Annotated in this window: 22 protein-coding genes; 12 read left to right on the top strand and 10 right to left on the bottom strand. The window is 55.6% G+C overall.

Annotated features, from left to right (window positions below; genetic code table 11):
• Nucleotide 1: 1 nt before the first annotated feature.
• Nucleotides 2-421 (bottom strand): HIT domain-containing protein, encoded by a 420-nt coding sequence (locus ACQE2I_RS14395; RefSeq protein WP_427028738.1) that lies wholly within the window; start codon nt 419-421, stop codon nt 2-4.
• 143 nt (nt 422-564) lie between these two features.
• Between ACQE2I_RS14395 and ACQE2I_RS14390 the strand changes: the two genes are divergently transcribed.
• Nucleotides 565-726, top strand: coding sequence for an entericidin A/B family lipoprotein (locus ACQE2I_RS14390; protein ID WP_427028737.1), 162 nt, complete (start codon nt 565-567; stop codon nt 724-726).
• Between the two features lie 108 nt (nt 727-834).
• Nucleotides 835-1,206 carry an I78 family peptidase inhibitor gene (locus tag ACQE2I_RS14385; protein WP_427028736.1) on the top strand — a complete coding sequence of 124 codons (372 nt, stop codon included), beginning with the start codon at nt 835-837 and terminating at the stop codon, nt 1,204-1,206.
• A gap of 6 nt (nt 1,207-1,212) precedes the next feature.
• On the opposite strand, the gene ACQE2I_RS14380 is transcribed toward ACQE2I_RS14385, so the two are convergent.
• The gene (locus ACQE2I_RS14380; RefSeq protein WP_427028735.1) at nt 1,213-1,818 is read right to left on the bottom strand and encodes a LysE family translocator; all 606 of its coding nucleotides are present in this window, start codon (nt 1,816-1,818) and stop codon (nt 1,213-1,215) included.
• 97 nt (nt 1,819-1,915) lie between these two features.
• Between ACQE2I_RS14380 and ACQE2I_RS14375 the strand changes: the two genes are divergently transcribed.
• Entirely contained in the window at nt 1,916-3,310 is a 1,395-nt protein-coding gene (locus ACQE2I_RS14375) for a PLP-dependent aminotransferase family protein (protein ID WP_427028734.1), read from the top strand.
• 1 nt (nt 3,311) lies between these two features.
• Here the strand turns inward: ACQE2I_RS14375 and ACQE2I_RS14370 are convergent, their stop codons facing one another.
• The 7 genes from ACQE2I_RS14370 to ACQE2I_RS14340 all read right to left on the bottom strand — a co-directional run bounded on the left by ACQE2I_RS14370 (nt 3,312) and on the right by ACQE2I_RS14340 (nt 10,433).
• Nucleotides 3,312-4,316 (bottom strand): ion transporter, encoded by a 1,005-nt coding sequence (locus ACQE2I_RS14370; RefSeq protein ID WP_427028733.1) that lies wholly within the window; start codon nt 4,314-4,316, stop codon nt 3,312-3,314.
• Nucleotides 4,317-4,357: 41 nt separating this feature from the next.
• On the bottom strand, nt 4,358-4,885 hold the full coding sequence (locus ACQE2I_RS14365; RefSeq protein ID WP_427028732.1) for an acyl-CoA thioesterase: 528 nt from the start codon (nt 4,883-4,885) through the stop codon (nt 4,358-4,360).
• Between the two features lie 61 nt (nt 4,886-4,946).
• Entirely contained in the window at nt 4,947-6,257 is a 1,311-nt protein-coding gene (locus ACQE2I_RS14360) for a short-chain fatty acid transporter (RefSeq protein WP_427028731.1), read from the bottom strand.
• Nucleotides 6,258-6,440: 183 nt separating this feature from the next.
• Nucleotides 6,441-7,730: an MATE family efflux transporter gene (locus tag ACQE2I_RS14355; RefSeq protein ID WP_427028730.1), complete on the bottom strand. Its 1,290-nt coding sequence runs from the start codon at nt 7,728-7,730 to the stop codon at nt 6,441-6,443.
• The gene (locus ACQE2I_RS14350; RefSeq protein WP_427028729.1) at nt 7,731-7,979 is read right to left on the bottom strand and encodes a YfhL family 4Fe-4S dicluster ferredoxin; all 249 of its coding nucleotides are present in this window, start codon (nt 7,977-7,979) and stop codon (nt 7,731-7,733) included.
• Nucleotides 7,980-8,058: 79 nt separating this feature from the next.
• Nucleotides 8,059-8,553 carry a pantetheine-phosphate adenylyltransferase gene (gene coaD, locus ACQE2I_RS14345; RefSeq protein ID WP_427028728.1) on the bottom strand — a complete coding sequence of 165 codons (495 nt, stop codon included), beginning with the start codon at nt 8,551-8,553 and terminating at the stop codon, nt 8,059-8,061.
• The gene (locus ACQE2I_RS14340) at nt 8,553-10,433 is read right to left on the bottom strand and encodes a beta-ketoacyl synthase N-terminal-like domain-containing protein (protein WP_427031483.1); all 1,881 of its coding nucleotides are present in this window, start codon (nt 10,431-10,433) and stop codon (nt 8,553-8,555) included. Before ACQE2I_RS14340 ends, coaD begins: the two co-directional genes overlap by 1 nt.
• Nucleotides 10,434-10,673: 240 nt before the next feature.
• Here ACQE2I_RS14340 and trmB point away from each other — a divergent pair, with 240 nt between their 5' ends.
• From trmB to ACQE2I_RS14310, 6 genes are read left to right on the top strand one after another with little or no spacing between them, the layout of a single operon-like run.
• On the top strand, nt 10,674-11,339 hold the full coding sequence (trmB, locus tag ACQE2I_RS14335) for a tRNA (guanine(46)-N(7))-methyltransferase TrmB (RefSeq protein ID WP_427028727.1): 666 nt from the start codon (nt 10,674-10,676) through the stop codon (nt 11,337-11,339).
• Nucleotides 11,336-11,665 carry a DMT family transporter gene (locus ACQE2I_RS14330; protein ID WP_427028726.1) on the top strand — a complete coding sequence of 110 codons (330 nt, stop codon included), beginning with the start codon at nt 11,336-11,338 and terminating at the stop codon, nt 11,663-11,665. The genes trmB and ACQE2I_RS14330 overlap by 4 nt, the downstream gene beginning before the upstream one ends.
• A 9-nt stretch (nt 11,666-11,674) precedes the next feature.
• Entirely contained in the window at nt 11,675-13,162 is a 1,488-nt protein-coding gene (gene dacB, locus ACQE2I_RS14325; RefSeq protein WP_427028725.1) for a D-alanyl-D-alanine carboxypeptidase/D-alanyl-D-alanine endopeptidase, read from the top strand.
• Nucleotides 13,163-13,196: 34 nt separating this feature from the next.
• The gene (locus ACQE2I_RS14320; protein ID WP_427028724.1) at nt 13,197-13,568 is read left to right on the top strand and encodes a diacylglycerol kinase; all 372 of its coding nucleotides are present in this window, start codon (nt 13,197-13,199) and stop codon (nt 13,566-13,568) included.
• Between the two features lie 60 nt (nt 13,569-13,628).
• The gene (gene glnE, locus ACQE2I_RS14315) at nt 13,629-16,595 is read left to right on the top strand and encodes a bifunctional [glutamate--ammonia ligase]-adenylyl-L-tyrosine phosphorylase/[glutamate--ammonia-ligase] adenylyltransferase (RefSeq protein ID WP_427028723.1); all 2,967 of its coding nucleotides are present in this window, start codon (nt 13,629-13,631) and stop codon (nt 16,593-16,595) included.
• Nucleotides 16,596-16,641: 46 nt separating this feature from the next.
• Nucleotides 16,642-17,535 (top strand): AEC family transporter, encoded by an 894-nt coding sequence (locus ACQE2I_RS14310; RefSeq protein ID WP_427028722.1) that lies wholly within the window; start codon nt 16,642-16,644, stop codon nt 17,533-17,535.
• 64 nt (nt 17,536-17,599) lie between these two features.
• On the opposite strand, the gene ACQE2I_RS14305 is transcribed toward ACQE2I_RS14310, so the two are convergent.
• Nucleotides 17,600-17,947, bottom strand: a complete 348-nt coding sequence (locus ACQE2I_RS14305) for a hypothetical protein (protein ID WP_427028721.1) — start codon at nt 17,945-17,947, stop codon at nt 17,600-17,602.
• A 257-nt stretch (nt 17,948-18,204) separates the two neighbouring features.
• Here ACQE2I_RS14305 and ACQE2I_RS14300 point away from each other — a divergent pair, with 257 nt between their 5' ends.
• From ACQE2I_RS14300 to ACQE2I_RS14290, 3 genes are all read left to right on the top strand, one after another.
• Complete coding sequence (locus ACQE2I_RS14300) at nt 18,205-19,830, top strand: BCCT family transporter (protein ID WP_427028720.1); 1,626 nt, start codon at nt 18,205-18,207, stop codon at nt 19,828-19,830.
• A gap of 78 nt (nt 19,831-19,908) precedes the next feature.
• Entirely contained in the window at nt 19,909-20,055 is a 147-nt protein-coding gene (locus tag ACQE2I_RS14295; protein ID WP_427028719.1) for a hypothetical protein, read from the top strand.
• Between the two features lie 175 nt (nt 20,056-20,230).
• Nucleotides 20,231-21,577 (top strand): MFS transporter, encoded by a 1,347-nt coding sequence (locus ACQE2I_RS14290; protein WP_427028718.1) that lies wholly within the window; start codon nt 20,231-20,233, stop codon nt 21,575-21,577.
• The last annotated feature ends 1 nt before the right edge of the window (nt 21,578 follow it).

The following is a 21,578-nucleotide window of genomic DNA, read 5'->3' as shown; positions in this document are numbered from 1 at the left end:
TCTACATATCAAGCCCATCGATAAGTGCCAGCAACTGGTCCCGTAACTGCGCCTGGCCATCCAGATCGTAGGGTTCGGGGCTGCCATTGCCCCATACCGGTGCCGGCCAGGTCGCATCGCTGTGCCGTCTAAGCACAACGTGTACATGCAGTTGGCTAACCACATTGCCTAGCGAGGCAATATTGATTTTGTCTCCCTCAAGCGCTGTTTTCATTGCTTCACCTAGCTGAGTGGCTTCCCGCCAAAGCTGCTGCTGGTCGTCAGCAGGAAGCTCAAATACTTCGCTAATAGAGGCGTGGCGCGGTACTAGAATCACCCAGGGGTAGCGTGCGTCATTCATTAATAGCACGCGGCTTAGCGGAAGGTTTGCGATGGGGAAGGTGTCGGCGGCAAGGCGTTCATCTAGCTCGAATTTGATCAAATGATAGGCTCCAGGAAAGGGTTTAGGTAATTGCTAGTATAGTCGCCGCGAAGCGTCGTAGGGAAAGCGAGCGCGATTGCCAAAACGCTGTTACCCTGAAAATACTCCCAAGAGGCAAATTACGTTGCCAGTGGAGTTTCCCGATGTTGAATGACTCGTTAAGGAGAACGGAAAATGAAAAATTATTGGCCATGAGCTTTATGCTGCTGATGACAGCGGGTGTTCTAACTGGTTGTAACACCATCTCTGGCGCTGGTCAGGATGTGCAAGAGGGCGGTAAAGCCGTCCAAGATGCAGCTGAATAATTAAGTAAGACTGTGTTTTAAAGCAAGTGGTATCCTACGGGCCAGGCGTTAGCCTGGCCCGTGGGGTTGATAGTCGATTCTGATAACCTACTTTTTGGAGATTCAAGGATGAAACCCCGTATTACTCTGGCTAAGTTCGTCGCTGTTAGCGCTTGTGCACTGTTGTTAACGGCCTGCGTTAGTTCCCAAATGCCGATTTCCCCTGCCAACGACGACGTAGACGCAGCGCCACCGCCGCCAACGGTAGCGCCGAACGGTTCCAGTGGTGAGCAGGCTGCCAGCTGTGATCTAGACGCTATTCAATCCGCTATCGGTGAGCCCTTCGACGAGGCTAACGTTGCGCAGTTACAAAGCGATAGCGGTGCTCGGCAAGTACGCGTGCTGCGCCCTGGTGATATGGCCACCATGGATCACCGTCCGGATCGCTTAAATATCCATCTTGATGATCAAGATGGCATTGAAGCGCTGCGCTGCGGCTAACGAATTTCACCCTAAAATCAGCACGACGCAGGCGGCGGTCAATGCCCCCATGGTGATATTGAACGCCCGCCACGCGGCCTCCGTTTTGATCCACTGTCCAATCGCCGTGCCAAAGGCGGCCCACAAAGCGATGCACGGTAGTCCCACTAGCTCAGCAAAGCCCGCCAGCACTAGCGCGTTGACTATCGGCTGACCGCTTTCGGGCAGAAAGCCCGCCATTAACGCCAGTCCCATTACCCACGCTTTAGGATTGGCGAACTGAAACGACGCTGCCTGCCAAAATGTAAAGGGTACGCTATGGGCCTGCGCCTTAAGGTTAGGCGGCGGAGCGCTGGCAATTTTCCATGCCAAATAGAGCAAATACACGCTGCCTATCCAGCGCAGTGCCGTTTGAATCGCCGGGTAGCGTTCGAACAGCACGCCCAAGCCCAGTGCTATACCTGCAAACAACAAAAAGCAGCCGCCTAAAATCCCCCACATATGCGGCAGCGTACGCCTAAAGCCGAAGTTCGCACCAGAGGCGGTAAGCATAACGTTGTTCGGCCCTGGGGTAAGCGTCATCGACATCATATAGAGCGCGGCCGGACCGAGGATTACCCATTCGCTATTCATTTATTGTATCCATACAATTTTGTGATAAGGATTGTTTTGTTGCCGCTTTTGCTAGCATAATGGCGTTTAAATTGACGTCAAAGGTTTTATTGTCACCATGACAATGTGGGTGCCTTCGCTAGCTGAATTTTCTGGTTCACGTTACCGCGCTATTGCCAGTGCCATTGAAGCCGCTATCCAGGCGGGAACACTGCTGCCTGGGCAGCGATTGCCGCCCCAGCGCCGCTTGGCGGACGCGCTAGGTGTGACCATCGGCACAGTCACCCGCGGGTACGCTGAGGCTGAACGCAATGGTTGGGTGTCAGCCCGGGTGGGTAGCGGCACCTATGTGAAGAGCCAAAACCAAGACAACACTTTTAGCCTGTCGTTTCCCACTGACGAAACGGCCGGTGTGATCGATTTAAGCCTTAGCCTGCCACCGCCCCACCCATTGCGGCAGACGCTGTTGAGCGAATCGCTGCTCGCCTTAAGTCAATCCGGGGCAGCATTAGCGCGCGGTGTGACCTACCAACAGGCCCAGGGGCGCCATGAGCATCGTGAAGTACTCGCCCACTGGTTAAATACTTTAGGTATGCCGCTGATGGCCGATGAACTGTTGATCACCCAGGGTGGCCAACACGGCATTAGTCTGGCGTTCAGCACCTTGCTACGGCCGGGCGAGCTGCTTGCCGCCGATGCATTGACCTATCCCGGTGCTATCAGCGCAGCGCAGCAGGGCCATTTAAAACTGGTGGGGATTGGTCAAGACGGTGAAGGGATGCGCATGGATCTGCTTGAGGCGCAGTGTGCCCGGCAGCCGCCTAGAGCGATTTATCTAACGCCGGAACAGAACAACCCCACCGGCGCGTGTTTAAGCGAGTCGCGCCGCGAGCGACTGGTAACGTTGGCACGGCGCTACGATATCTGGCTGATTGAAGATGGTGTGCAGTATCTGCCCGCTGAGCAGCGCGGTACACCCCTTTACAGGCTTGCGCCGGAGCGCACGCTATTTGTGTTTAGTACCGCTAAAGTGCTGGCGGGTGGACTACGAATTGGCGTACTGCGTGCGCCTAAAAGCTTGCACGAGCGGTTAGCGACAGGCCTGCGCGCTCAGAGTTGGATGGTGCCGCCATTAATGGTCGATGTGGTTTGCCACTGGATTAACCAGGCCGCGGCTGAGAAGCTACTTACTTGGCAAACCCAGGAGCTCGCGGAGCGTCAGCAGTTGGCCGCCGAATGGCTAAAAGATTTTTCTCTAAGCGGGCGTTCACACAGCAGTAATGTATGGCTTGCGCTGCCAGAGGGGAGCCGGGCCGAAGAGCTGTGTGAACGGCTACTTCAGCGGGGCGTTAAGGTCAGCAGCGCAGAGCCTTTTTGTGTGGCGAGTACGCCTGCGCCCCAAGCGATTCGGCTATGCATAGGGGCCGCGGCGGATCGCAGCGAACTAATTCAGGCATTGAGTATCATCGCCGCCTGTTTAACCGAGCGCCCATTAGCCCCTGTCACTTTGTGAATTACTCGTAGCGGTCTTTCCAGTCCTGGTGGCGTATCTGGTCTTTAAGCATTTCGAGGATGTCGTACAGCACCTGCTCGGTGACTCGGTCGCTGCCTTCATCGACGGTCAGCCAGGTATCGAAGCTGCTGTCGGCGGTGCGCTCTACCAGTTGCCTAAACTCCTCGGAGTGAATGCCTAACACCAGCTCATCCACTAATCGCTGAGCAACACCGCTGAGCGATGCCTCCATGGCGTTGGTGGCCTGCTGGCCCATCGGCAGGCGGCGTAAGTTTTGCATCTCAGGGCTTTCCCGCAGCGTGCGGCCAACCAAATCGCTAATAGCCGCCATGATCGCTTGGCGGTTGTGCTGGTAGGCTTTGCCGACGGTATTTTCCAAGCGCTGGGCGATTTCATGAATGAGCTGCGCTTTACGCGGCATAATCACACGGTCAATGACCCGCTCGGTGAGCGAATCGCTGGCGCGGATCTGCTGCTGCACATTGCCCAGTAGCCGCAGCGCGATGCGGTCGGAAAGCTCTTCCAGCAGAATGTCGTAGTATTTGGCAAAAAATAGGTAGATATCCCAGCGAGTAACATCAATCAGGCCTAGGCGGTTGAGGCGATTGAGTAGCGATACCACGCGCAGAATACGTAGCAGGCGGAAGCCCGCTAACGGAATACAGCCCAGTACGTCATACCAGTGCACGAAGGGGTAAAAGAACCAGCGATGGTAGCGTCGCTCGGCAATCGCAATTGACCAGCCCAGCAGTACATCGGCGATAAAAAAGCTGACAAAGACTAAATCGATGGCGATAAAACGACTGTGGATCGTTGTGTCGTAAAAGCTGTGGAAGCCGGGTGCGATACTGGCAATGCCCTGGTTAATGGGCCCCAACAGAAACAGAGAGTCAAACAGCAGTAACGCGAGGTTAATGACCACCAGCGTCAGAATGAAAAAATCCCAGCCAATATGGGCATATTCGACCGCTTTAGGCAGGTGAGAGTGGCGTTCCCTAGCGGGCATGCGAACTCCTTGTGGTGGCGTAATGGCGCTAACTGGGCCTGTTAATGGGCCTGAGACTGATGCTGCTGCTGGGTCAACAGTTCCTCTCTATCTGCCTGCTTACGTAACTTTTTGCGCAGTGCCGCCTTTTCAAAGCGTAGCTGCTGTAAGGGGGTTGCCAAAATGAGCGGCGGCACGCTGGCGGGTTTGCCGTCGGCATCTACCGCTACCATGGTGAGGTAGCAGCTGTTGGTGTGGCGAATCAGCTTATTGCGAATATCTTCGGCCACGACCTTGATACCAATCTCCATTGAAGAGCGCCCCACATGGTTCACGCTGGCTAAAAAAGTCACCAGCTCGCCGACATGAATCGGCTGTTTAAACAGCACCTGATCTACCGACAGTGTCACCACATAGTGCCCCGAATAGCGACTAGCGCAGGCAAAAGCGACTTCATCGAGTTTTTTAAGAATAGCGCCGCCGTGTACTTTGCCGCTGAAGTTAGCCATATCGGGCGTCATTAGCACGGTCATCGACAGTTCGTGCTGCCCCGGGAGTGCGGTGTTTTCATCCATGGGGATCTCTGACATAGAGTGCTCCTACTTTAATGACACCGCCTACCCCGAGAGGGGCAGGCGGTGATTAGCTGGTTTAAAACCACATCAGCCCAATTGAGATGATAATACCGGTAATAAACAGCTGGATCAGACAGAAGCCCATAATATCTTTGGCCTTGAGCCCGGCAATGGCGAGTACCGGCAGCGCCCAGAAGGGTTGCAGCAGGTTGGTCCAGGCGTCACCCCAAGCAACCGCCATGGCCACCCGTGAAATATCGGCACCCAGCGCTTCAGCGGCAGGTAGCATCACGGGTGCTTGCACGGCCCATTGGCCACCGCCAGAGGGGACGAATAGGTTCACGATGCCCGCGCTGATAAACGACCAGAATGGCAGTGTGCTAGCGGTAGCAAACGAGACCAGCCACTCGGACATACTTTCAGCCAGCCCAGATTGCACCATGATGGCCATAATGCCCGCGTAAAAGGGGAACTGAATAACGATGCCCGCACCGCCTTTAATCGCTTCGTTGAGGCTGTTCAGCAGGTTACGCGGCGTGCGGTGCAGCACAATGGCTAAGAATAGAAACAGAAAGTTGACTACGTTGAGGTTTAAACCGCCGCCGCGCAGCAAAAAGTGGTCGAGCAAAAACAGTAGCCCCGGCACCCCTACCAGCAGCGCCAGGGTCATGCTGTTTTCCAGGCGTTCTGCCGGGCGCGTAATACGGCCTACAGGCTCTGGCTTATCGTTAAGGATGCTGGGGTTGACGTAGACACTATCCTTCTCATCCGGCAGCATCATGCGGTTAACCAGCGGAATGGCAATGAACAGGCAGACCACGATGCCGAGGTTGAATAAGGCGAAAATCGTTGAGCCGGTGCTGATCACACCAATTTGGTCAGCGGAAAAATGCCCTTCAGTAGCGATAGTCAGTGGTATCGAACCCGCTAAACCGCCGTGCCAGACCACAAAGCCTGAATAGGCACTGGCCACTAGCAAGCGGTAGTCAACGCGAATCAGGCGGGCCAGCTCTTTGGCAAATAGTGCGCCGACCACCAAGCCAAACCCCCAGTTGATCCAGCTGGCTGCTAAAGAGACCAGTGTGACCAGAATGATCGCGCCGCCAGGCGTTTTGGCAGTGGCCGCGATTTTTTGCAGAATGCGCTTTACCGGTGGCGAACTAGCCAGCATAAAGCCGGTGACCAGCACCAGCAGCATCTGCATTGAGAACGTCAGCAGGCCCCAGAAGCCATCGCCCCAAAAACGCAGCACCGCCAGCGGTGATTGGCGCTCAATGGCGATCGCAGCGACCGTGGCAATTAACGTTAGCAGCAGCACGAAAATATACGGGTCGGGTAGATAGCGCTCCACCAGCTTGACCGCTGGTTTTGAGATCATTTTAAGCATGGGATGCTCTCTTATTCATTATTAGGAAGTGGCTAAGCAAGGTCTTTGCAGGTCTTTGAAGTGCCTATTCAATGCCTACGCAGTACAAGTACATAGCTAATATACGGGGGAGTGCGGTGTTTTTCACGTTGAAGCTGCATGTCTAATCTCACGCTAGCGCAGTTGCTGGTGATTGTGCCTGTTTTAGCGCCAGTGGGAGTGCCTGTAACAGCGATAATAGTGGATCAATACCGCTGAACGAACCAGTGTGAAGAGCATAAACGCGAACCACAGACCGTGATTGCCCAACCCCTGAGTCATCCACCAGGCGGGCAAATAGGCGGCAAGGCCGATAAAGATACTGTTGCGCATTTCACGCACGGCAGTGGTGCCAATAAACACCCCATCCAGTAGGTAGCTCCATACCGCAATCAAAGGCATGATGACCATCCACGGCAGGTACTCTGCCGCCGTACTGCGTACCTCTTCCAGGCCAGTGAGCAGCGCAATCAGAGTATTGCCCCCCAGCGCAAACAGCAGGGCGGCAGCGCCCGCCGTCCAGAAGGAGAAACGTGCGGCGGCGCGCACGGTGGCTGCAAACTCGCCCCAGTCCTTACGACCGTAGGCGCGCCCAATCAACGACTCGGCGGCGTGGGCAAAGCCATCCAGGGCATAGCTGGTAAGCATGATAAATTGCATCAGCACGGCGTTGGCGGCGAGTACGCTATCGCCTTGACGGGCCCCCTGGGCGGTAAAAAACGCCATGGCGAATAGTAGCCCGAGGGTGCGCACAAATAGATTGGCATTAACGTTAAACAGCGCAGTGTAGGCCACTAGCGCTAGCAACCGCTCGCGCAGAAAATGGCCCTCCAATCGAGCGAGCTGGCGCACCACTAAATAACTGCCAAACGCTAGCGCGCTGTAGTCAGCGATCACGCTAGCCCAGGCGACGCCATTGCTGGTCATCCCCAGGCCTACCACGAACCATAAATCCAGGACGATATTCACGCTGTTGGTAAGCAGCAGAATCATCAGCGTGACGCGAGCGTTCTGCTGGCCTAAAAACCAGCCCAAAATGGCGTAATTGGCGAGCACTGCGGGCGCCGACCACAGGCGGATATGGGCATATTCACGGGCTAAACCAGTGGCGACTTCGCTGCCATCTAACAACCACAAACCCAGCGAGATGAGCGGAGAAGCAAACACAACCAGCAGCATGCCAATTACGAGCGCCATGATCAGTGATTGACCTAGCAGGTTACGTACGTCAGCGTCGCTCTCACGGCCCATGGCTTGGGCGACCAGACCGGTGGTGCCCATCCGCAAAAAGCCAAATCCCCAGTAGAGAAAGCTAAACAGTGTGGCACCTAGGGTAACGCCGGCTAAATAGCGGGAGTCGGGTAGGTGCCCGACCACGGCGGTATCGACCAGCCCGAGTAACGGAACGGTGATATTAGATAAAATGATTGGCCAAGCGAGGGCCCAAATGCGCACTTAAGCAGCAGTGATGATGCGGTATTTTGTCATCAACTGCTCTTGGGTTTCGTGGCGCTCAGGGTCGAGTGGAATGCAGTCTACCGGGCAGACCTGCTGGCACTGAGGTTCGTCATAGTGGCCGACGCACTCGGTGCATAAATTAGGGTCGATAACGTAGATCTCCTCCCCGGGGGAGATCGCATCGTTGGGGCATTCGGGTTCGCAGACGTCGCAGTTAATGCACTCGTCGGTAATCATCAGGGCCATGGGCATACCTCGCGGATGGCGTACAAACCCTAGGGCATCTGTGTCGATAACCTAGTGTTTTACTCAACAATGGTGTTGGCTAGCTAGTGTAGTGGTTACGCAGCGCCTCAGCGACCTGTGGATGCACCAGCGGGGAAATATCGCCGCCGAGTTTGGCTATTTCACGCACAATGGTTGAAGAGATATACGAGTTCTCAACCGCCGGGGTTAAAAACACGCTCTCAAGCTCTGGATTCTGTGCGCGGTTCATATTGGCAAGCTGCAGCTCGTACTCAAAGTCGGAGACGGCGCGCAGGCCGCGCAGGATAATCGTTGCGCCTTGCTCGTGCATCATGGTGGTCAGTAGGCTTGAAAAGCCGATGACCTCAACGTTGGGCAATGAGGCACAGACCCTTTTTATCAGGGTGATACGCGTTTCCAAGTCTAAATTAGGGCTTTTCCCAGGGCTTTCTGCCACCGCAATGACAACCTTGTCGAACATCCGTGCTCCGCGCTCAATCAGGTCAAAGTGGCCATTGGTGATGGGGTCAAAGGTGCCGGGGTAGACAGCGATATTCACTTTGCCTGTACGCATTACGATGTTTCCTCGTCTAAGCGGCCAAACGGATTGTCGCTGGCTAATGAAACGGCATGATCGTAACCAGGGATGTGAATCCGGTCGGCATGAATATCCAGCTCAGGGCCTTCGAGTACCGCTTCGCCAAATTGATAGCGTGGGGCGTAGTGGCCAAGGTCTGCCTGGGCGAGATAGGCCGCTGCCGCTGCGCGGGTGGTTTCGCGGCGCTCTTTCCAGGCACTCACCGCCGCCGCACCGTGACGTTGGGTCAGCAAGCGCTCGGTCACCGCAGGCGACAGCACCACCCCGGTGGCATTGTTGCCGCCGAAACCTTTGGCATTAATAAAGGCGGCGTCAGCGCGGAAAGGCTGCGCCGTTTGTGAAAAGCGCAGTCGGTCGCCATACACATCGTCAGCCACAGCATCCAATGTCGGGATGCCCGGCAGCAGGTCGTGGGCAAAGCTACCCAGGGCGCTCGCCAGTTGGTCACCTGCTGCAGAGCCTTGGGAGTGGCCGGTAAAGGCTTTAATCGCGACAATAGGCCAGTCATTGATGCCGTTGGCGCGGGCGATCTCATCGAATACATGGGATTCGGTAATGCGGTTTTTGGGTGTGCTGGTGCCGTGCGCATGCACAAAACTACGCTCTTTAAGGGCGTTTTCGCCCAGCATTTCGCGCACAAACGCCGCCGCTTTACCCAGGGTGATGTAATTACCAATGCCCGGCGCCGAAATTGAGCGCTTGTAGCCATCGGCATTCACAAATACCTCCGGTACGGCACCAAGAATATCCGCGCCCACTTCCAGCGCCAGGGCGTCGTCCATCAGCAGCACAAACTGGCTGGCTTCCGCCATGGTAAAACCACAGTTGCGCGCAAACGGCCGACAGGCGCGCTGGTAGTCGCTATCGGTGAGCAGTTCCAGCGCATCCAACGCCTTTAAACCAGCGTCGTCCGCCAGCGCGCCCATGGCCCGGAAGCCTTCAATAATTTCCGGGGTGATCGGCGCATCAGCGGTGCCTACCATCACCACACGGCGACGGCCGGCGCGAATATCGTCAATGCCCAGGCGCAGGTTATAAAGAAAGCTGGCGCAGGCACCCAAAGCCGCGCCGGTACCGCCGACGCTGCCGAGCACATAGGCATTTAAAAAGTCGGCGGGCATTTGGCCATAGCCCAACGGCATCTGCTTCGACGTGGCGCGCTGACCGCTCACCAAACTTTTCAGCAAGCCGCCCCAGCCCTGGTCGTCGAGCTGGCCGATGGAGTTGCCGGCGTAAACGGCAATATGATCCGGATTCAACTGCTGACGCAGCGTTTCCCAGCAAAGCCCACTGGCGCCTAGGCAATCGCTGGCGCCAAATACTGCCAGGGAGAGCGCGCGGGGGTGGTGCACGCTGCGGTATAGGCTAGCGGGGTCAAAGCCACTGGGTAGCTGGCCCGCCGCGCGTACTTTGGGTACCTGCGCGTCGGGTAGCAGCACGTCTAACACGCCAGCCGGCACGACCACTTCTACCACGCGGGCATCAATATCGCGTACCTGCCAATCTGTCGGCAGGTTGTCGGGCAGTTGGCGGCGGCGCAAGGTAAAGCGCATCGGCTCGGCAAGCTGCATGCTGGCCTGACGGTTAGACGGCATGCCGGGGTCTAGAAAGCGCGGGTCTTCGTTGCGACGGATCAGGGTATGCTTAAGCACCTGCTCGCGCAGCGACTCAGCCGGGACCTCTACAGGCTGGCCGGCACGGTCTAGCCACCCCTTTTCGGAGTGCTCAACAAGGCGCATAAGCGCCGCCAAGCCTTCCAGTGTCTGGCGTTGCTGGTCAGCAGGGAGGGCATCAAGCACGGTGCGGCGGAAGGCCTGATGGCCAGAGGTTCTGCCAGCAGGATTGATGCCGCCCATGCCGACAATCACCGGTAAGTGTGACAAGCCGGGTTCCTCGTGGTGCGGTGGTGGTAATAATGGTTATTGGCAAGGGGCTAAGCCTATTGTGCTAAGCCCGCTGCGCTTAATTAGTACCTGAGGTAATAAATGCCCAAGGTAATAAGTACGTGAGGCGTGATCATAGCACCGGCTATGCAACGGCGTCATGCCGCAAGCGCTCGAGACTGATAGAATCACGCTTTTCAGCCGAGAGATGGCATGCAGCATAATTCTCGACCAGTGGTTTCTAATCAGCCCGGCCCGCATCAAGATTTGGCCCGCCGGGTGAGTCGTGCCCTAGCGCACCCGCTGCGCAAGCCGATCGCCGAGCACACCCAGCGTACCTTTGCCCAAGCGGCCGAGTGGTTTGCTAACCGCCAAGCGCCGCTATTGCTAGATTCCGGCTGTGGCGTGGGGATATCGACACGCCAACTGGCAATGCAGTTCCCAACGCATGCCGTTATTGGTGTTGATCGCAGCGAGGATCGCCTGGGACGTGACCATGGCGAACTGCCGGAAAATGCGCTGCTGGTGCGCGCAGATCTCATCGATTTCTGGCGTTTGGCTTATCAGAATGGCTGGGCACCCGAGCATCACTATCTGCTTTATCCAAATCCTTACCCCAAGGCGGGACATCTAAAAATGCGCTGGCATGGCCATGCTGTTTTACCCACACTACTGGCCCTGGGTGGGCACCTTGAGCTGCGCTCAAACTGGTCACTCTATGTTGAAGAGTTTGCTCTCGCGGTGGCGCAGGTAACCGGTAATCAGGCGATCGTGAGTGAATTGGCGCCTAAAGGCGACTATTTAACCCCGTTCGAGGCGAAATATGCTCAAAGTGGTCAGACACTGTGGCGTCTTAGCGTTGATTTGGAGCGAACATGACGTTTGTCTATTTGGTATTGGCGATTGTGGCTGAAGTGATTGCCACGAGTGCGCTAAAAGCCTCCATGGGCTTTACGCGACCACTGCCGAGCACTGTGGTAGTGGTGGGCTACGGGTTGGCCTTTTATTTGCTCAGCTTGGTACTGCGTACGCTGCCGGTGGGAGTGGCCTACGCGATATGGGCGGGTTTGGGCATTGTGTTAGTTACCTTAGTTGGTATTTTGGTATTCGGTGAAAAGCCTGATTTGCCTGCGGTGATCGGGATAAGCTTGATAGTAGCGGGCGTGGTGATGCTGCAAGTGTTTTCTAAAATGAATGTGCATTGAGGTACTTTGATGGGGTCTTTTTTTGCTGTTAAACGTATGCGGCGCTGGTCGCTGGTAACGGGCATCGCCACGCTGGCGCTAAGCGCCAGTTCCAGCCTATTTGCCGATTTCACGCGGTTGGGCCAGTTGCAGGAGAAAGGCTTTTCGATTAGCGCCGAGGCGCGTTTGCTGGATGCTGATACGGGCAGCAATGCGCTGTTAGGCAGTATCAATCCAGATCGTCAACTTTCCCCCGCCTCTGTGACCAAAGCTTACTTATCTGCAGCGGCGCTGAATCGTTTTGGCCCCCAGCACCGCTTTACCAGCCAATTAGTCAGCGCGGGCGTAGTTGAAGACAGTATCGACGGTGGCGTGCTGCGCGGTGATTTGGTGTTTGAGGGCGGTGGCGACCCAGGCTTGACCACTGAAAACCTGTGGCGTTTGGTGCAGCGTTTGCACTTGGCGGGGGTGCGCGAGGTTGACGGCGCGTTAGTGGTCAGCCAATGGCGGTTTGGCCCGGTGGAGTGTATTACCACTGACCGCTGCGATGCCCGCACGCGAGTCACCAATGCCTATAGCGCGCCGCTCTCATCCGCAGGCGTCAACTTCGGCAGTTGGTGCGTCAATGTGTCACCGGCGGCTGCGGCTGGTGCGCCAGCCCAAGTCGGCCTTTGCGATAGCCAGGCATCGCTGATCACCATTGATAATCAGGTGTTAACCCGCCCGGACAACAGCGGTACGGAGATTAGCGCTGAGCGTATCACCGACGAACGTGGCGACGTGATGCGTTTGAGCGGGCAAATTTCGACTAACGCCAGCGCCCGGGATATCTATCGGGGTGCAGGCGATGCGGCCGAAAAAACCGCCCAAGTATTAATGGGAATGCTCAATCAGGCGGGCATCCAGGTACGCGAGCCGTGGCGGGTCAGCTCGACCCAGCCGCCCAGTTCTGCCCAGCGCTTGGCAGCGGTTGACAGCCAACCGCTGCAGGAGCTTCTGCTGCGTATCATGAACTACTCCAATAACTATATGGCCGATGTGCTGGCACTGGACCTGGTAGAAACGCCCCAGGCGCAGCTGCGCCAAGCCGGCCAAGCGATTGAAAGCTACGTCCAAAGCCTGCCAGGGCACGGACCATTAACGCTATATAGTGGTAGCGGGCTGACCACTGAAAACCGAACGTCGGCGCAGGGCGTTAATGTGATGCTGGAGGATATGTTTCGACAAAGTACGCTGTTCCCAAGCTTCATAGCGGCCTTCCAATCGCCAGCCAATGGGGTCATGCGCTTTATTAGACGTGGTTCATCCACCTTTCAAAACAATGTCATGATCAAAACCGGCACGCTGAACCAGCCGTTTGCCGTTAGGGCGATGGCGGGCTACTTCCGCACGGCGCAAGGGCGCTGGGGGGTGTTTAGTGCCATGGTGAATGGCAATGGCAGCACGCCATACTTAAGCTGGTCTGAAGTGCTGGATCCATTGTCACAGGATCTAGATGCAATGATTTCAGCGAACTGATTACACTCCACGCTCACATGGTGAGGCGACCTGCATGAAACCTGGGCATACCGGCTTAACACACTTGGTTCACTCCACGCGCTATTCCTGGAAAGGCCTAAAGGCGGCGTTTAGAAATGAGTCGGCCTTCCGCCAGGAAGTGGCTATCACGGTAGTCATGCTACCGTTTGCCTGGTGGATCGGGGAAGGCCCCGTTAGCTGGCTGCTACTGGTCAGTAGCCTGTTTTTTGTGCTGATTGTAGAGCTGCTGAATAGCGCCATTGAAAACGTGGTTGACCGGATTGGTACCGAGCACCATGAGCTTTCTGGGCGAGCCAAGGATATTGGCTCAGCCGCGGTTATGCTGTCGCTGATAATGGCTGGACTTACCTGGGGATTATTGGGCTGGGAAAAATTCTTTAGCTAGGTCAGTTGCTGACGAGGCAAGCGTTTAGCCTCTTTTAACGCGCTGGGCAGTGAGGTGGTTATGCAAGTGAATGACGATTTTTTACCGTTGTCGACGCTGCCAGCGTCGTTACACACAGAGACCCAGGCTGCTTGGCAGCGCTTGAGTGAGTCGCTTACCCAAGCCGACAACATTGCCGAGATGACCAAGCAGGAATGGCCCTCAAGTAGTTGGCAGGGGCTTTCTGAGTCGCGCCGCGAGGCCTTAGCCCGAGTACTGGCCATTTCGACTTTTGCACAGGATTCCCTGGCCCGCTTCCCTCATTGGCTGGCTGAACTGGATATTGCGGGCGAGCTGGATGTCGACCCAGGGCGTGACGAGCTGGCCAGCTGGCTTGATGAGTCGCTTGAACAAACCGATAGCGAAGAAGCCATGCAGCGGGTGATTCGCCGTTTTCGCCGTAAGCGTATGCTGGCGATTATTTGGCGCGATCTGAACCGTACGCCCAGCCACACCATGTGGGACACCGCCAAGGCGGTGTCCGAACTGGCTGAGATATGTCTGGAAGCCGCCTTAATCTGGCTTGAGCAGTTTTATGCTCCGCGTTGGGGCTTGCCAGCGCCGCGCGCTGATGGCTCGCCTCAACGTCTTGTGATACTCGGAATGGGTAAGTTGGGGGCAGGGGAGCTGAACCTCTCATCTGATATTGATCTGATCTTTGCCTTCCCCGAAAAAGGCGACACCCAGGGCGGGCGTAAGCCGCTGGAACATCAGGAGTATTTTACCAAGCTGGGCCAAAAGTTGATCGCCGCCCTGGATGCGATGACCGCCGATGGTTTCGCCTTCCGCGTCGATATGCGCCTGCGGCCCTTGGGCGACGGCGGCCCGCTGGTGGGCTGTTTTGCCATGCTCTCTAGCTACTATCAGGACCAAGGCCGCGAGTGGGAGCGCTACGCGATGCTGAAAGCGCGCCCGGTGGCCGGTGACTTAGATGCAGGCGATGAGCTGCTGGCCGGCCTGCGTCCCTTTGTGTATCGTAAATATCTCGACTTTGGCGCCATTGAGTCGCTGCGCGAAATGAAGGCGATGATCAACCGCGAAGTGAAGCGCAAGGGCATGCAGAGCAATATCAAGCTCGGCCCTGGTGGCATTCGTGAGGTTGAGTTCGTCGTCCAGGCGTTTCAGCTGATTCGCGGCGGGCGCGACACAGAGTTGCAGGTCACGTCGCTGAAAACCGCGCTTAATCGTTTACCCGAACTAGGCCTGCTGCCGCAAGGTGTGGTCGATGAGCTGCTGCCGGATTACGCCTTTTTACGCGATGTGGAGCATGCGCTGCAAGCGCTTGAAGACCGCCAGACACAAACCCTGCCCAGCGATGATAGCGAGCGTGAACGGGTGGCTTTTGCCATGGGCCATGAAAATTGGCCGGGGCTTATTGCCCAGCTTGATGAGGTGCGCGAGCGGGTGCGCCAGCACTTTGACGCGGTCATCGCCGACCCCGAAGAGGATGTCGACGGGGCCAATGATGATAGCCAGCTTGGCTTATCCCAGTGGCGACTTATTTGGCGCGGTGAGTTAGACGCCGAAGAGGCCACAGCACACCTTGCCGAGGCGGGCTTTAACGAGCCGGACAAAGCCTTGAAGAGGCTGCAAAGTCTTTACCACTCGCGCCAAGTGCAAAGCATGCAGCGGATTGGTTTTGAACGTCTGGACGCATTAATGCCAATGCTGCTGGACGCGGTAGCCGATAACGACGTACCGGATACCGCGCTGGCGCAGGTGCAGCCACTCATTGAAGCCGTGCTGCGGCGTACGGCTTACCTTGCCCTGCTACGCGAAAACCCCCAGGCGCTTGAGCACCTAATGCGTCTGTGCGCCGCCAGCCCGTGGATAGCCGATCAGTTAGCGCGCTACCCTATTCTGCTCGATGAGCTACTGACGCCGGAAACACTCTACACCCCCGCCGATAAAGCCCGCTTGGCCGACGAGTTACGCCAAACGCTGAACCGTTTACCTGAGGATGATGAGGAAGCGCAGCTAGAGGCGTTGCGCGTTTTCAAGCATGCCCAAACGCTGCATGTGGCGGCCTCGGACATCGTCGGCACCCGCCACCTGATGAAAGTAAGCGATTACTTAACCTTTATCGCCGAAGTAATTTTGGATGCGGTATTAGCCATGGCGTGGAAGCATATTACCCGCAAACATGGCGTGCCTGAGGGGCTCAATACCCGCGAGGCGGCGTTTCTAATCATTGGCTACGGCAAGCTCGGTGGCATTGAACTGGGCTACAGTTCAGATTTAGATCTGGTTTTCCTGCATGATAACGATGGTAGCGGCACGACTGATGGCCCGCGCCCCATTGATACGCCGGTGTTTTTTACCCGCTTGGGCCAGCGTATTATCCACCTGCTGACGGCGGTAACTCCGGCCGGCAGTCTCTACGAAGTCGACATGCGGCTGCGGCCGTCGGGCAATTCAGGGTTACTGGTGACATCGTTGGCAGCCTTTGCTGACTATCAACGTCAAAATGCCTGGACCTGGGAGCATCAAGCGCTTGTCCGGGCCCGGGTGGTCGCGGGTAGCGATGCGCTAACGGAGAAGTTTAGCCAGCTGCGGGGAGATATTTTAAGCGCTGAACGCGATAACGCCGTGCTGCGAGAAGAAGTGGTCAAGATGCGTCAGAAAATGCGTGACCACCTTGGTAGTAAAACGACGAGTGATACATTTAACGTCAAGCACGATGCAGGCGGCATGGTGGATATCGAATTTCTTTGCCAATACGCGGTGTTAGCGCTCGCTAACCAAACCCCTGAGCTGCTGACCTACAGCGATAATATCCGTATTTTAGAGCAGCTAACCGAGAGTGGGCACTTACCCGCCGAAGAAGCAGAGCGTCTGCGTGAAGCCTATCTGGAATACCGCAGCACGACCCATCGAGCGGCGCTTACCGGTGAAAAAGCACTCAGCGATGAGGAGGCGTTCCGCGCTCACCGTGAGATAGTGACGGCACTCTGGCAGCGCTTTCTTGAGCCACCAACAACACAATAAACACTAGGAAAGTAATGATCTCAAGGAGCAAGGCGGGGCAGGCCGCATGATTGGACAAATTCTGGCCACGCTGTTGCCGGTGTTTTTAATCGCGGGCTGTGGCGCCGCCTACGGGCGTTATCGAACCCCCGATATTCGCAGTCTTAATACACTCAACATGGAGCTGTTCGTCCCGCTGCTGGTGTTTGCCGTGCTGGCTGATCGTCAAGCACCGTTAGCTGAATACGTCTGGCTTGCCACGGCCGCGGTTGCAGTGGTACTGGGCTCAGGGCTTGTGTTGTGGCCGCTGGCAAAGTGGCTGAAGCTGGATATCAAAACCTTTCTTCCGCCCATGATGTTCAATAATGCGGGCAATATGGGCGTGCCGCTGTTAGTGCTGGCATTCGGTCCTGACGCGTTACCCGCCGCGGTGGTGGTGTTTATGGTCGAAATGCTGCTGCACTTTTCAGTCGGGCTTTATATGCTGAACCCGCGCACTTCGCTGTGGCGAATTCTGCGCATGCCCATTGTGTTGGCGAGTTTGGCGGGGCTGATGGTAAATATCAGCGGGCTGCCGCTACCGGGCTGGCTGCTGGAGGCCATGCATATGCTGGGCGGTGTGTGTATTCCGCTTATGCTGTTTGCATTGGGAGTACGGCTGCTGGAAATCGACTTTAGCGATTGGCGCACAGGCCTGTTGGGGGCGGTGCTTTGCCCGCTTTCCGGATTAGTGATTGCATTGCCGTTAATGTGGCTACTGCCGCTCAATGCCCTGCAGGCAGCAGTGCTGCTGGTATTTGCCGCGCTGCCGCCCGCGGTACTGAATTATTTGGTCGCAGAGCAGTACCAGCTGGCGCCGCAAAAGGTGGCCTCGCTGGTGTTGATTGGTAACCTGGGGAGTCTGGTGGTAATGCCGCTTACGCTAGCCGCGACATTTACCTGGGTTTATGCGCCGATGTAATAAATGAGACAGAACTCGTTACGCAGAGCTTAAGTGTGGCGCGAAAAAGTGACTAATTGCTTAACTAACGCTCATCTTTAACTTCATAGCTACCTTCTAACGCGTCCTGATGATCTGGACGGTGGTGTGGGGAAGAATAGCCACCGCCGATATCTTGCGCCTGTTGGGCGCGCATCTGTTCCATGCGCTTTTTCATTTTATGGCGCATAAATGGCATCATCGCCCAGCCAATCAGCAAGAAAAACAGGCCGAGTACCACGCCGACTATCATCAACGCGCCAAACGCCAGCCAGGTGAGCAGCAGCTTTAGACTGCCTGCCAAGCCAGTGGGTTGGGTCTGCGCTGCACGGGCGCGCCATTGGTTAGCCGCTTGCCATGCTGCGTTGCGTTGGTCGCGATTCATCTGTGGCATAAGAGCCTCCATCGGTTATTCGCACCCATTGGAACACAGTTGCTCTAGCAAGTTCACTGCTTGGCAGTAACGGGCAGGAGTGTCGTTATTCGCTAGGTAACAGTTTCCACGTACAGTTCCTACGTACATTTTCTACGTACATGCGCTTAGTTTTTTCAACTGTTACCATTAAGCTGTACACGACAAGTTTCGTTGTACAAGCATGCGCTCAATACGCTGTGCTTACCTAAACAGAGCTCATCTAACAGGACGGTTATATGGCTAATCATGGAGGCAAGTCGGTATTCATCGCATCGGTGGTGATTATTTTTGGCTTGGTAATTGTCGGAGCGTCATTTCCTGAAGGGTTTGCCAACGCGGCTGAGGGAGCACTGACCACGATTACCGGGCTATTTGGGTGGTTTTACCTGTTTTCAGTTTTTGGTTTTGTCATTTTTCTGTTTGGTCTGGCGCTGAGTAAATACGGCAAGGTGCGCTTAGGTCCCCAGGACAGTCGCCCCAACTACTCGTTTTTCTCGTGGATTAGCATGCTGCTGGCCGCGGGCTTTGGTGTCGGGCTGGTGTTCTATGGCATGGCCGAGCCCATGTTTCACTTCATCGAGCCGCCCTATGGCGATAGAACCGCCGAAACCGAAGCGGCTGCCCGTTACGCCATTCAATACAGCTATTTTAACTGGGGGATACACCAGTGGGCGGCTTTCTCGATCGTTGGTTTAATTATTGCCTACTTCCAGTTTCGTAAAGGACAGGCAGGGCTTGTCTCTTCCGTGCTGTCGTCGATAACCGCGAAAAATCCTAACATTCGCCCCTACGCCTCTTGGTTGGATGTGTTTGCCGTGGTTGCTACCGTCATGGGGGTAGCCACGTCGCTTGGGTTGGGTGTGCTGCAGATGAATGGTGGTTTAAACGCCGTTTTTGGCCTGCCGGAGAACGGTTTTTGGCAGTTTGTGATTCTTTTCGTAATGTTCTGCGCCTATATGGCATCGACTTGGTCGGGCTTGGATAAAGGCATTAAACGCCTGTCTAATCTGAATATGGTTTTATGCATTGGGTTGATGCTGTATGTGCTGTTCACTGGCCCTACGGTGGCGATATTAGAAACCATCACGGTGGGAATCGGTGATTATCTGCAGAACTTTATCGGCATGAGCCTGCGTATTTCGCCCTATAGTGATAATGAGTGGGCGAGCAGCTGGACGATTTTCTATTGGGCGTGGGTTATTGCTTGGTCGCCTTTTGTGGGTACCTTTATTGCCCGCGTATCCCGTGGCCGTACTATTAAAGAGTATGTGTTCGGGGTGCTGTTTGTACCGCCCCTGCTGGCCTGTTTGTGGATTGGTGTGTTCGGTGGTGCAGCGCTACATATGGAGTTGAATGGAACCGATGTTGGGCTAGCTGCCGCGACACAAGATAATATCACCGTAGCGCTGTTTGAGATGTTCGAGCTGATGCCGTTTACCGGCGTGCTCTCGGTGGTTGCGATGATGCTGATCTTTATTTTCCTGGTCACATCCGCCGACTCGGCCTCGTATATCGTGGCGCAGATGACCGATAACGGTTCGATTAATCCACCGTTGTATAAGCGTGTCATATGGGGTGTGCTAATCGCCGCTATCTGTCTCACGCTGATCGCATCCGGTGGTTTAACGGGACTGCAATCGGCATCGGTGCTATCGGCACTACCGTTCACCTTTATTCTGTATATGATGGTGTTTGTATTAGTCCAGGAGCTACGCGCAGACCGCAAAGCTATGCTGACCCAGCTTTATCGTCGCCATGGCGAAACGCCAGTGGGCGCCGATGCCTTTGAAGCTGAACTGCTAGGAGAGGAAGAGCGCCTGCGTCGCGCGCCAAGCGTGGTCAATCGGCGCATTAATAGTTAGCGCCAAACGGCATAAGTCAGCTTTCAATTGTGGGAGCTGATTATTTCGGGAGCAGCTAGACATGGAGCGACGGTGCTAATGGCCCGGCAAGGACGCCACGGAGCGACGCGAAAGCAGCCCAAGGGGGTCGCCTTTGATCGCTGGCTTGATCGGGTGGTCACTGTGGCGGTACTGACGGCGATGGTCATTGGTATCGCTGCCGTGATAGCGCACTGGCTGCTCTGAGATTCGCCGCTGTATGCGTCCTTTGCACAACTCGCTTCTCCGCACCGCCCGGCTTTACGCCGGGCGGTGCGTTTTCGGTGCCTACCTATCGCCATCTCTAATCTGCCAACGCAAGTCGTGGTACCTTGGCGGTTCTAGCTGCTAGGCTTACGGCTCCCCCTGCGAGAGAAACCCAATGCTGCCTGCGACAACTGCTAAAGCGACTGATGCCTACGCATCGCGTCGAGAGATCTTCGGCTGGGCGATGTTTGATTTTGCCAATCAGGCCTACACACTGCTGATTATTACCGTGGTATTTGGCGAGCTGTTTACCACCGTGATTGTGGGAGATCGTGGCGATAATTTCCGGCTAGCTAACTTTTTGTGGAGCCTTGCCCTGGCCATCAGTTATTTAATGGTGGTGATTACCGCGCCCCTGTGCGGGGCAATCATGGACTACCGGGCCGAGAAAAAACGCTTTCTGCTGGTTAGCTATCTAGCCACTGTGGTCACCACGGCTATGCTCTATTTCGTTGAGCCCGGCTACGTGATTATTGGCCTATTACTGATTGTGTTGTCTAACTACGCCTACTCTATGGGTGAGTCGTTTATTGCCGCTTTTTTACCCGAGCTTGGGCCACCCGAAGCATTAGGTAAAATTTCCGGCTTTGGCTGGGCGCTAGGCTACATTGGTGGGCTATTTGCGGCGGGTTTCACTCTGGTGGTGTTGGGCGAGGCAAGCGCCAATAATTTTGAACGCATCCGCTGGGTGGGGCCTTTTGCCGCTGGCTTCTTTCTGCTTACCGCTATTCCGACTTTCCTGTGGCTAAATGAGCGGGGGGCACCCCAGCCACGCGGCGTCTCTTATCGTCATATTGCTTTGCATCGTATCTCGGCGACCTTTAATGAGTTGCGCCATTTTAAAGACCTTTCCGTCTTTTTGATTTCACTGCTGTTCTCAATGGCGGGGGTCTACATCATCATTGCTTTCGCGTTTATCTATGGCGCTCAAGTGATTGGCTGGGATGAAAGCGTACGCAATATCATGTTCATTATTGTCCAGGTCACCGCTGCCGCAGGTGCCTTGGGGTTTGGTTGGTTGCAGGACCAGCTTGGCGCCAAGCGCACTTACCAAATGACTCTGGGGTTGTGGATTCTAGCCATTATTGCCATCTGGGCAACGCCAGAAGTCACTGAGTGGGTGAATGGAAATTTTGACGTGCAGTGGCAGGCTCAGTACGTATTTTTGGTGGTGGGCTGCTTGGCGGGGCTGAGTTTGGGCTCCAGTCAATCGGCAAGTAGAGCCTTGGTCGGGCTGTTTTCCCCGCTGGCTAAATCTGCAGAGTTTTTCGGTTTTTGGGGGTTGGCCAATAAGTTGGCAGGGGTATTTGGGATTGTAGTGCTCGGGGTGCTGCAAACGTTGATTGGTTTGCAAGCGTCTATTCTCTTATGTGTTGCCCTGTTTATTATCGCGATGCTGATTTGTGCCAAAGTCAATGAGCGCCGCGGCAGGGAGGCTGCGCTCGCCTGGGAAAGCCAATAAT

The organism is Halomonas sp. H2 (assembly GCF_050215315.1).
Classification (GTDB): domain Bacteria; phylum Pseudomonadota; class Gammaproteobacteria; order Pseudomonadales; family Halomonadaceae; genus Vreelandella.
Note: the sequence above shows the minus strand (reverse complement) of the source record. Positions and strands in the feature narration are given on the sequence as shown.